This is a genomic window from Vreelandella sp. L-15 (genome assembly GCF_056857635.1).
This window is the reverse complement of the sequence record NZ_JBSXNN010000094.1, coordinates 1-10,998: the sequence shown is the minus strand read 5'-3', so window position 1 is coordinate 10,998 and position 10,998 is coordinate 1. Positions and strand designations below refer to the sequence as shown.

Annotated in this window: 8 protein-coding genes and 1 pseudogene; 8 read left to right on the top strand and 1 reads right to left on the bottom strand. The window is 55.1% G+C overall.

All coding sequences use genetic code 11. From position 1 onward, the window contains the following. The coding region (locus AC13CY_RS15205) for a hypothetical protein (RefSeq protein ID WP_483052757.1) at window positions 1-621 on the bottom strand (621 nt) is incomplete at its 3' end. Between the two features lie 231 nt (window positions 622-852). On the opposite strand from AC13CY_RS15205, the gene AC13CY_RS15200 reads away from it, so the two are divergent. From AC13CY_RS15200 to AC13CY_RS15165, 8 genes and pseudogenes are all read left to right on the top strand, one after another. Next, on the top strand, window positions 853-2,013 hold the full coding sequence (locus tag AC13CY_RS15200) for a site-specific integrase (RefSeq protein WP_172514665.1): 1,161 nt from the start codon (window positions 853-855) through the stop codon (window positions 2,011-2,013). A 286-nt stretch (window positions 2,014-2,299) separates the two neighbouring features. After that, on the top strand, window positions 2,300-2,992 hold the full coding sequence (locus tag AC13CY_RS15195; RefSeq protein WP_172514664.1) for a hypothetical protein: 693 nt from the start codon (window positions 2,300-2,302) through the stop codon (window positions 2,990-2,992). Between the two features lie 279 nt (window positions 2,993-3,271). After that, the gene (locus AC13CY_RS15190) at window positions 3,272-4,336 is read left to right on the top strand and encodes a hypothetical protein (RefSeq protein ID WP_172514663.1); all 1,065 of its coding nucleotides are present in this window, start codon (window positions 3,272-3,274) and stop codon (window positions 4,334-4,336) included. 719 nt (window positions 4,337-5,055) lie between these two features. Continuing rightward, window positions 5,056-5,454 (top strand): PI-PLC domain-containing protein, encoded by a 399-nt coding sequence (locus AC13CY_RS15185; RefSeq protein ID WP_172514661.1) that lies wholly within the window; start codon window positions 5,056-5,058, stop codon window positions 5,452-5,454. A 218-nt stretch (window positions 5,455-5,672) separates the two neighbouring features. Then, window positions 5,673-6,206, top strand: coding sequence for a ScoMcrA-related endonuclease (locus AC13CY_RS15180; protein ID WP_288101687.1), 534 nt, complete (start codon window positions 5,673-5,675; stop codon window positions 6,204-6,206). 40 nt (window positions 6,207-6,246) lie between these two features. Next, window positions 6,247-7,401: a hypothetical protein gene (locus AC13CY_RS15175; protein WP_172514660.1), complete on the top strand. Its 1,155-nt coding sequence runs from the start codon at window positions 6,247-6,249 to the stop codon at window positions 7,399-7,401. Between the two features lie 339 nt (window positions 7,402-7,740). After that, window positions 7,741-8,994 (top strand): annotated as a pseudogene (locus AC13CY_RS15170) (IS256 family transposase). Between the two features lie 153 nt (window positions 8,995-9,147). Further along, window positions 9,148-10,467 (top strand): acetamidase/formamidase family protein, encoded by a 1,320-nt coding sequence (locus AC13CY_RS15165; RefSeq protein ID WP_483052756.1) that lies wholly within the window; start codon window positions 9,148-9,150, stop codon window positions 10,465-10,467. The last annotated feature ends 531 nt before the right edge of the window (window positions 10,468-10,998 follow it).

Sequence of the window (10,998 nt, the reverse complement as noted above, 5' to 3'; positions counted from 1 at the left end):
GCCAGTCGCTTCAGAAGCGTCGATGGTACCTGCGGTGAGGGCGGTAGTGTTAGTACCGTCATCTTGGCTGGCAACAGTCAGGTCAGCGGCAGCAGTAATGGTGATGTTCTGCACAGCAGCACTATCGACCAAATTGGTCTCCACTGCACTGTCAGAAATAAAGGTAACACCGTTAGCATCACCTTCAGAAGCAATGCTCACGGTGCGAACAGTGTTCAGCTGAGCACCAACAGCGCCTTGCTCAACAGCCAAGTTCAGACCAGCATTGTTCAGAACAATCGCTTGGGTGTCACCAGGAGCTACAGTGTTGGCATCGTAGCGAACAATGTAAGTGTGACCGGTGGTACGACCGATGTTCTGTGCGGCGATAGTAGACAGAGAGTCCAGGTTGCTGACAGTCAGATCGTTCTGAGAGCGATCAGTCCAAACCTGCTCAACGCCAGTGGCGTTTTGGAGGTCCAGTTCGCTAGCACCCGTCACTGCGCGAGCAAAGATGTTTTCAACGCTGTCCAAGGTAGGTGCTTGGTTACCTGCCAGAAGAGTTGCATTCAGCGTATCAGTACCTTCACCGCCTTCGATAGTATCGAAACCGTTCAGTGTCTGACCGCCAGCAACAGTCAAACCCGCAGCGAACGTGTCGTCGTTAGCAGTACCAACGAGGTCGTCAACATCTGCAGTGAGACTTCTGCGATTCCTTCACTAAAAAGCTGATAAATATGATGTTTTCGATAGGGCATTTGAGTGCTTCGACTCAACAACGACTCCGTGTCTATGCATTCGATGCGTTTTCCTTGATTTGTTTGATCGCCGTCGCCGCCAAAGTAGTCGTTTCTTACCATAGGAGACGACCCCATGCCTGTACAAAAATTGACCGATGCCGGTGTGTTAACGCTGTGTTGCCCAGAAGGGCGCAGCCATTGCGAGGTATTCGATACCTTAATACGTGGCCTTTACGTGGATGTGATGGCCAACGGCCGTTTGGCTTACCGAGTGCGCTATCGCTGGGAAGGAAAGCAACGCGTGCTCACTCTGGGGGATGCGCGCTTGCTGACTATAGACGAAGCGAGGACGGCAGCACGGGCGGCTTTGCGCAGGGCTATGGCAGGAGAGAATCCCCGTCTGGAACGGTTGCCCGAACATGGCCCCACCATCGCCACTTTTTATCGTGAGCATTATTTGCCTTACGTCAAAAGTTACAAACGCAGTTGGAATACCGATGAAACGATGATTCGCCTTCACGTAGTGCCTGCCTTGGGTGAGCGTGCCATGGGCAGCGTGATACCGCCAGATATCGCACGGTTAATCGAAACGATGCGTGAACGCGGCTACGCGGCCGGTACGTGTAACCGTGCTCTGATATTGCTGAGCTATGGCTACACGTTGGCGCTCCGGTGGGGGGTCGAGGGAGTAGAGCAAAACCCTGCCAAAGCACTGAGAGAGTTGAAGGAAGACAACCGCATTGAGCGTTATCTCACTAACGAACAAACCCAGCGGCTGTTGGTCGCGGTCAATGAAAGCCATAACCCATTGCTGGCATCTATCGTGGCGTTTTTGATTTATACGGGGGCACGCAGGCGTGAGGTGCTAGATGCGCGCTGGGACGATGTGGATATGGTTCGTAAACTGTGGCGCATTCCTAAAACGAAATCAGGAAAGGTGCGTCATGTACCGCTATCGAAAGGGGCATGGCAGTTATTGTCAGCGTTACGGGCGGAAGGCGTGCCATTGAATGGATGTGTGTTTGCCAACCCTCGCACGGGGCTGCCGTTTGTATCGATCTTCCACAGTTGGGATGCCGCCCGCCAGCGGGCCGGGCTGCCTGAGCTGCGCCTGCATGATTTACGCCATAGCTTTGCCAGTTTTTTGGTCAACGCCGGGCGTAGCCTATATGAGGTGCAGGAGCTGCTAGGCCATGCCGATATTCGCACCACGGCCCGCTATGCCCATTTAAGCCGGGAGCGCTTGTTCGAGGCGGTGGAGGCGGTGCCGGTGATGACTATGCAGAGCGAGTAGCGCGTTCAGGTGGTAGGCAGCTGTGGGTGTAAGGGATGATCCGCAGTTGCCATCGGGTAAGGGGGTGTTGCTGGTATGGCATCAGCTCATCTTTTAAAGGTAGCATTGGCTCGCTAGCGCTTACGACTAAATAGTGAGTCTCATCAGTTGGAAAGAGTGGTAGGCGTGCTAATCTCAATGAGAGGTAGCAACTCAGGTGTTCTGCCATATGTCGCTGATTTGGGCAGGTGACGTATGTCTGTCGCTTAGCTAGTGATAACCAAAAAAACAGCAGGGAATGATCGTTATGCCAACTCCACTCTCATTTAATGCCAACTGGTACTTATCGCAGAACCCAGATGTGGCGGCGGCTATTGAAGCCGGGGCACCGTTCAACGCGTTTGAGCATTTTTCGCTTTATGGGAGCGCTGAAAATCGCTCAGCGTCGCCACTGTTTGACCCCGAGCAGTATCTGGCCAACAACCCTGACGTTGCAGAAGCGGTGGCACAAGGTCTCATCACCGCATGGGATCACTTTGAGTTATTTGGGGGCGACGAGGGGCGTTCTCCCACGCCGTTGTTTAATGAGGCATTTTATTTACAGCAGAATCCCGATGTGGCTGCCGCCATTGAGCAGGGTATTATTTCCTCCGCTGCTCAACATTTTGCGCTCTATGGGCAAAGCGAATCGCGGGCCATTAACCCCGCGATCAATCTAGGCCAATACATAAACGCCAACCCGGATGTTGGGCAAGCCGCTAGTAGCGGTCTGATCAACGCGTTCGACCATTTGATGCAGTTCGGTGTCAACGAAGGGCGTAATCTGGGGAACGGCGTCTTGCTTAGCAATTTTAGTAACGACCCAGGGTTTACCACCGCGCTTAGCAACGGCAATGCCGCTGCTGCACTCCTGCGGATGGAATCCGTGGCTCCTTTCATCCCTACCTTTGAGCGCCCTGTGGGATGGACGCCCCCCCGTCAACACTCCTATCCCTGTTGATTTTGTACCGCCTGCCGGTTCCGGCATTCAGTTAATCGTTCCACCAGAAGTGCCTGTGCCGCCCAGTGTCACGTTGACCCCGGTATTTCAGCTACCCCCCACGCCCGCACCTGAGCCCGCACCTGAGCCCACACCTGAGCCCACACCTGAGCCCACACCACCTCCTAGCACTGGGGGGGCAACGGAGGTGGCGTCACCAATCGTTCGTTTACCCGAGATGCGTCCGACTTTGAGGAAGATACCCCCGCCACGGTGACAGGTGGCGCAGGCACAGATACATTGACGGTAAATATTCCCGAAAACGGCGCTTATCTGATCAATCAGCTCCATTTTGACAACGTCACTACCATAGAGCGACTGGTGATTCATCGTGATGCGGGCTTTGAGCTTCCAAGCCAGGGTGAAGGTGAGTTCACCCTGTCGGGTACCAGCTTCAACACGTTAGTGATGGATGCTCCGTTTGACTTGGAAGGAACGTTTAGGATCACAGGAGGAAGTAATCTCAAGACGATTATTGTTGAGAAGCCGATTGGGCCTAACGTCGCAGTAGGTGAAACCCCAGGGCCGGTAGGCGGGGGCACTGTTGGTCGCTTAATTTTCGATCAATTTACAAGCGACTCTATCTCAATCGTTGCCAATGCAGAGATTGAGACCAACCTCAGTGTTGTGAATAGTGACAACATCCCCACTGTTACTATCAGCGGTGCAGCTAATGTCAATCTTGGTCAACTGAGCGGTGCTGACGACATTAATGCACAAGCGTTAACAGGTGACTTGGTGCTGATGACGGTATTCGGTGTGGACAGCACTATCCTTGGGGGGGCGGGGGATGACTACCTAACGAGTGCTGCTAATGGGGGTAATGATACCTTTGACGGCGGCGCTGGCGATGACATCATCGACCTGACGGCTGATAACTCTGGTAGGGATACTGTCGCTTACCACATCGGCCAAGATGGCAATGATACGATTCTCGGTTTCCGCGCAGTCAAAAGCGACGATGTAGAGTCTGACATAATGCGTTTTGATGGCGTGGTTGATGCCAACGAATTGGCCGAAGAGATTGCAAATATTACCTTTGTGGAAAACGGAGGGTATGAGGAAAACGCAATTGATGGAAACACCGTTGATTTGACGATTAACTTCCAGAATGGCGGTTCCATTACTTTTGCCGACTTCATGGCTATTGACACTGATGTAGAAATTTTATTTGGTAATGCTGTATTTACAGACGGTCAGGGCCAAGACGCAAGCGACAAAGTGATTAGCGAAGGTGAAACGGTCATTGTTACCGGGGTGACTGACACAGATATGACATCAGCCTTAGATGTTGTCTTCGTCTAACACCTCTCATCCCTCGACGAATGTCCCCTAACCCGCCTCAAAGTAGGCGGGTTTTTCGTCTCTGGAAATGTGCCAAGCGTTCGACTATTTAGTAACAGGAATTTTGGGTCGAAAGGATGCAGAGTGAATCAATCACGGCTCATTCGGCGGGCGTGGTGCTTCAAGCAGCGCTTGGTTTCGTCGATCACGACCATGTTACGTTTGATGTTGACTACTGAGGGTTGCTGAATGAAAGAACATTTTGTCATTGCGTTTGTCGATCACACGAAGCGTACTTTCAACACAACGGCTAGGAAGAAGAACGCTAGGCTGAAGCAAGTCGAACAGCAATGTAGGCGTTTAGGCTACCAGAGCAATATCCTCGCAACTCAGCTTGATAAAAGCACAGCGGATGCGATGAAAGTGTCCATTGACGCGGCTTACGAGGCGGCAGGCTATCGTTATATACCGCGCCCACCCCTACCTTGATGGTGGCCATTGTGGGCCGGGATAAGGTAATAGATACCGAGCAACGGTTTCCTGCGGCGCTTATGCTGTTACCTAAGATTTCCCTGCCTTAGCAGCATAAAGCGGCCCTGCCGCCGCTATGAGCTGCTAAACTCTCCATGACTGACTTCCCCGACGACCCCCAAGGCCCCGATGAGGCCACTATCACCCATGCCCCCCGCACGGCATTATTAGCCGAATTGGAAGCCTAGGAACATCTGCTATTCGAGCCCATGAACCAAGCCGATCTTGACGGTCTCTACGAGCTGTACGCGACGTGGTGTGTACGTCTGGGAGAGTCTGGAAAACAGGTTATCGTGCAAATTTACCAACCTAGTGAGTATGGCGCTGCCAGGGCAGCGGGGTTTGAAACTATTATTTGGACACTGTACCGCTACCCTGGTGAAGAGGCTGATATTTTGCGCGAGCTTGAGGGCATGTCACTGTTTGCGGTCACCATGCCTCGCCACTTGGCGCTGCAAGGGTTAGCGAAGCGTTTACCGGTTAATGTTTATGTACATACCGTAAACACCCAGCGTGAATGGGCGATGTTTCAAGCATTGGGGGTGAGTGGCCTGTATACCGATTGGCTGCCAGACCCTAATATAGAGGTTAGTGATGAGAGCGGTTAAATGTGCCATTAATGGTCGCCACTGAGCGGCTGTTTTTTATGGTGGGCGATACTTTGCGCTTAGGCCCTGCCTGCCCACACCGTGCGGTAAAGGCTCGACAGCGTGCCCAATGCCAGGGATGATGGCGGGCTAATAAGTGGGTACTAAATGCTTCAGCCGGGATGGGCTGGGCGGTTTGCCCTGTGTACCGATGATTTAAGTAGTGGATGTAACGTTAGATGAAGACACATATGCCCTGGCAACAGGCAGGTATCCCCTGGGATGCGATTGAGCAGGCCATGGCGCACTGCGACCACGTAGGGCGAGATGCCTTTCGCCAAGAGGCGCATCAGGGCTTTAAGGCTGCAAAGGGCAAAGGTGTGATGCATCAGCAGCGTGGCCCCTATGAGCCTCGGCCTTTGGTGGCGGCGGCCTATGCGATTTGCTACCCAGATCAGCCGCGCCTTGGCCCTAAAGATTTTACCGGCGATACGGCGCGCCAGTATCTGCTTCGCTCACACGGCTTTACCTTGGGTGGGGAGCCACCCGTCAGCCAAGATGAGCCAGCCCGCGCCGCCGAGCAAACGGTAACACTCAACGGCGTCAGCTACCCGCTTAGCGAACTTTCAGCGGCTGCCAGCCAAACGCTGGCGAAGCTGAATAAAACCGACACCACTATTCAACAGCTGCAACAGCGGCTGGCGATCTACCAAACTGCGCGCAGTGTATATGCCCAGGCGCTGAGTGACGCGCTGCCGAAACAAGCGCCGTAGCGGCTGGAGGTGATACCACGCCGCTGGAGATGAGTGCCGCATGAACCATCGGTTAATAAGCAGGAAAAAAGCTGCTGCCAGCGGTGTGGGTGGGCAATCGCCGTTGTTGGCACGGTTGCTGCCCAACGAGCCCTGTATGGTGAATAACAAGGCGCAGGCGGCGTTAACAGAGCGCTATTTGCTGCCTTGTTTAGCCGAGGTGGCGGCGTTTTTTCTTGCGTTACGCCATCAGGTTGACCCTGCGCTCTATCAGCAGCGGCCGGTGAAGTTGGGCAAGCCTTACCCGCTTGGGCAGTGTTTGGAAATTACCCGGGCAGTGCAGCGTTTGCTGCCGGATGCTGGGGTGGCCACTGCTGGGTTTAGTGGTGCTGCCTTAGCGGGTGCCCATGCCTATCGGGCGTTTCGTAAGGCCGGGGGCAGCACGCGGCAGGTGTGGGGCGACTTGCGGGGCGAGTTTTTCCAGAATGCCTTTCAAGTGGGCACGCTGTATGTGGATGTCGCTAACGATACGGTGACGCCTACCAAGCCCAAGGTGGAAATCTTGCCGTTTGCTGAGTCGGCACTTATCCCCATCGCTGATTTTAAGCATTTCAAACGTATTGCCGAGCGTTACTGGCAGGCGCGTATTTTCCCCAACCATATTCTTCCTGAGCTGGCACCTACGTGCCCGTTTATTCATGTTAGCCCAGGTGGAAAGGTGCAAGTGGCGGAGGCAACGGGCTATATGGTGGCCATGGCGCAGGCCAGTGCTTTCCGTGCAAGCGAGGAAGTATTGTGCGATACGCCAGTGCCAGACGATATTTTTGCGCATGTGCGCCTTCATTTGGCGGGCACGCCGTGGGCTTTGCCGCGCAGTGCTGAAGAGGGCAAGGCGGCGGCGCTGCGTGCTTGCCGCGAGCAGCGGGCGAAACGTTGGCACCTTTCACCGGCGCAGGCGAACGCGCATCTCCAAGCGGTGATTGCGCTGAATCACCGCCTGTTGCATGTGTTGCCTTCACGCAGGCAGCAGATAATCCGCCTGACAACGGTAGATGTGGGCGGTGCTCAGCCGTTTGCTTCGCCAGTGGGCAGCCTATCCTATGGGCAGCGGCTTGATGAAGAGATCGTTAGGTTAAAGCAGCGGTTGGCTATTTGCCAAACCGCTCGTATTGCTTATGCCCAGGCGCTGAGTAATGAGCTGTTAAAGCACTCGTAGCAGTGGGGCGGTGTATGTCATGTTAGGCCTGTGCATAAGGGGCAGGCCTCCGTTGTGGGTGCCACGCTGCCTTTGCAGTACACTGGCTCCTTTTTAAGCGAATGTTGCGATGTCTCCCTCGTTATTTAGTACGCTCAATCTTATTAAAGTGTTTGGTGCTGCGTTAGTCGTGGCTTCTCATTATGCTGGGCAGTACTACAGCACGCCGTTTTATAGTTATGGTACGGGCTGCTTTTTTGTGAGTTAAGCTCAGTTCTTGTGTATGGAGGGCAGAAGGAAGGGTGGCGTATCCTGCTGATTGATCACGCCAGATCACAACCAGCATAGGATGGATACGCCATGACCGATTCTACCCTCCAAGCCGTGACGCAACCAGACACTGGTGCTACCGACCCGCTGCATGAATTGCTTCGCCAAGGTGCCCGAGATCTGATCGCCAAAGCCGTGGAGGTCGAGTTGAGCACGTTCCTTGAGCAGTACGCCGAGAAGACGCTGGAAGACGGTCGCCGTGCCGTCGTCCGCAACGGCTACTTGCCGGAGCGCACGGTGCAGACCGGTATCGGCGACGTCGAGGTCAAGGTGCCCCGGACCCGCGATCGCAGCGGTGATGGGGTTACCTTCAGCAGCGCGCTGCTGCCGCCCTACCTGAAGCGGGCCCGGAGCATCGAAGAGCTGATCCCCTGGCTCTACCTGAAGGGGGTCTCCACCGGTGACTACCAGGAGGCCCTGGCAGCCCTGCTGGGCGACCAGGCCAAGGGGCTTTCGGCCAATACTGTGTCGCGGCTCAAGAAGCAGTGGGAGGCTGAGCACGCCGAGTGACAGAAGCGGGGCTTATCAGAGCAGCGCTACGTGTACTGGTGCGCACACGGCGTCTACAGCAACGTGCGCATGGATGACCGCCTGTGCCTGTTGGTGATCATCGGTGTTACCGATCAGGGCCGCAAGGAGCTGGTCGTCGTCGAGGATGGGCAACGCGAGTCGGAGGCCAGCTGGAAAGAGCTGCTCACGGGTCTACGCGAGCGCGGGCTGACCACTGCCCCCAAGCTGGCGGTCGGCGACGGCGCCATGGGCTTCTGGGCTGCACTGAGCAAGGTCTATCCAGAGACCGAGCACCAGCGCTGCTGGGTCCACAAGACTGCCAACGTATTGAATAAACTGCCGAAATCCGTGCAGCCCAAGGTCAAGGCCGACCTCCATGAGATCTGGATGGCCGAGACCCGCGATGAGGCGCACAAGGCTTTCGATCGCACGGTGAAACGCTTCGAGGCCAAGTACCCCAGAGCCATGGAGTGCCTGGCCAAGGATCGGGAGGAGCTGCTGGCGTTCTATGACTACCCGGCAGAACACTGGGTGCATATCCGCACCACCAACCCGATCGAGTCGACCTTCGCCACGGTCCGCCTGCGGAGCAAGCGCAGCCGGAACTGCGGCTCCAGAGCGACGACCCTGGCGATGGTCTTCAAGCTGCTTCAGAGCGCCCAGAAGCGCTGGAAGCGGATCAAGGGGTTCAACAAGCTGGAGCTGGTCGTGAACAACGTCCAGTTCAAGGATGGCGAACCCTTGACCGATCAGTCAGACAGGACTGCCGCCTGACCGGCCATACACAGAATTTGACAATAACTCGGCACACCACCTACTTTGAGTTAATAGTTAATAATCAAGCTAACTTCCTATCTCTACACGGCGGGCCTTACCGGCTCCTGAAGCTGGCTGAGCCATATACGTAATCAGGAAAGGATAAGCAACATGCAACTTGATCAAAGCTCAACCCCTGTACGCAGAAGCGTTGTTGTTCAAGAGTTCACCAACAGCGTATTAGATCCCAACGCCCCGATGCTTGGGCCGGTGGAGAGTGGCGGCACCATCATCGCGAACACGGCTCCCGGCTGCTGGGGGCCGATGATTACGCCCCGTTTGCGTGGCGGGCATGAAGTAACTACGCCTGTGGTTATCGAGGGTGCAGAAGTAGGCGATGGAGTGGCGATACGGATACGCGAGATTACCATCACCTCGATTGCGACGGCCTCCGGGCACGATAGCTCACCGGAAGGCTTTTGCCTGGGCGACCCCTATGTGGCAGCGCGCTGCCCTACCTGCGACACCGTGTGGCCTGAAACGCATATTGAAGGTATCGGGCAAGACGCGGTGAGATGTGATGTATGCAACAACCCTGTCAAACCCTTCGAGATTGTGCATGGCTATACCGTCACGTTTGATGATACGCGCACCGTCGGCCTCACCGTGCCTAGCGATGTTGCTTCCACGTTTGCACAGCGTGCTGATCACTATTCGGCGCTACCCGACGGCAGCAAGCAGCACTCTATACTCAACTATGCGCCGTCTGATATGCCGGGCACGCTCATTCGCACACGCCCGTTTATGGGCCAGCTAGGCACGTGCCCTTCCATGCCGATGCCGGATAGCCACAACGCCGGAGATTTCGGCGCGTTTTTGGTAGGCGCGCCCCATGAGTACGCGATCACGCCCGAGCAGTTAGCGGAGCACAAAACCGATGGCCATATGGACATTGATGCCGTACGGGCAGGTGCCATTCTGATTGCGCCAGTCAAAGTGCGAGGCGCGGGCGTCTATATGGGCGATATGCACGCAGGCCAAGGCGATGGTGAAATTGCCGGGCACACCATGGACGTGGCTGGCAGCGTTACCCTACAGGTAGAAGTCGTCAAACACTACCCGCTAGATGGCCCGGTACTCTTTCCCCTACTGGAAGATTTGCCACCCCTCGCCAAACCGTTCAGCGCCTCGGAAAAGGCCAAAGGGCAGCGGCTTGCAGAAAAATGGGGCGTTTCTCACATTGAGCCGCTAGCACCCATTTCAGTAGTCGGCACCGCCGCTAACCTAAACGACGCTATCGAAAATGGCCTAGAACGAGCAGCTAAGCTGCTGAAGGTGAGCGTCGCGGAGATCCGTAACCGAGCCACCGTTAACGGCGCCATTGAAATTGGCCGGGCACCGGGGGTTATCCAGGTGACGTTTTTAGCGCCGCTCGCGAAGCTTGATGAGGTAGGGCTGGGGGATTATGCCAGGGAGCAATATGATTTGTAGGTTCGCTGGTTAGCGTTACTGGTCCGCAATGTGCTGCTCTTTCTAATGGGCAGCACTTTTTCTTTTGTGCTTACACACCTTACTTCCACTCGCGCCTAGAGACAAAGTCTCGCAATACGCCGGCAGTGCTCAACAGACCAAATGGCCCATTTGCATAAAACAGAGGTGCATACGCAGTAGTGCCTTGCCAAATAGCATGGTAATTTTTCTGAACACTCATATAAAAGAAGAAGGAACAACGGCATGTCTCGAGTGACCCTAGGTGTAGCAACTGTCTTAACATCATTGATGTTCGCCCTTCCCGCCTATTCAGATTCTCCGCTGCGGCTAGCGGTTGACGTTCCCTTTGAGCCCTTTCAGTACCGCCTACCGGACGGCACGTTAACAGGCGAGTTAAGCTCAGTTCTTGTGTATGGAGGGCAGTAGAGAGGGTGGCGTATCCTGTTGATTGATCTCGCCAGATCACAACCAACATAGGACGGATACGCCATGAGCAATTCTACTCTCCAAGCCGTGACGCAGCCAGACACC